The organism is Rahnella ecdela, assembly GCF_019049625.1.
GTDB classification, from domain to species: Bacteria; Pseudomonadota; Gammaproteobacteria; order Enterobacterales; family Enterobacteriaceae; genus Rahnella; species Rahnella ecdela.
In genome coordinates this window covers 1-255 of record NZ_JAFMOY010000016.1, presented here as the reverse complement: position 1 = coordinate 255, position 255 = coordinate 1, and the positions used below count along the sequence as shown (strand labels likewise).

Annotated in this window: 1 pseudogene; it reads right to left on the bottom strand. The window is 46.7% G+C overall.

Going from position 1 to position 255, the window contains the following annotated elements:
- Positions 1 to 255 (bottom strand): annotated as a pseudogene (locus tag J1784_RS00075) (group II intron reverse transcriptase/maturase); the annotation flags it as partial.

The window sequence follows — 255 nt, the reverse complement described above, 5'->3', positions numbered from 1 at the left end:
GAAGACTTTGGCCTTAAAATCAACGAACTGATAGAACATGGCCCAGCCTTTCAGTTTTCGGTTGAGTTGTTCAGCCATATCGACTTTGCTTTCACTGTAGTTGCCTGATAACAGTGCTGTCAGCGATACGGCGAAGTTTCTGGCTTTCTCCTGCGGGATCGTTGAGACCACTCGCATCTCGCCATAACGACTGCGTTTGCGAATGATCCTGTGCCCCAGAAAGATAAAACCGTCATTAACATGGGTGATTTTAGT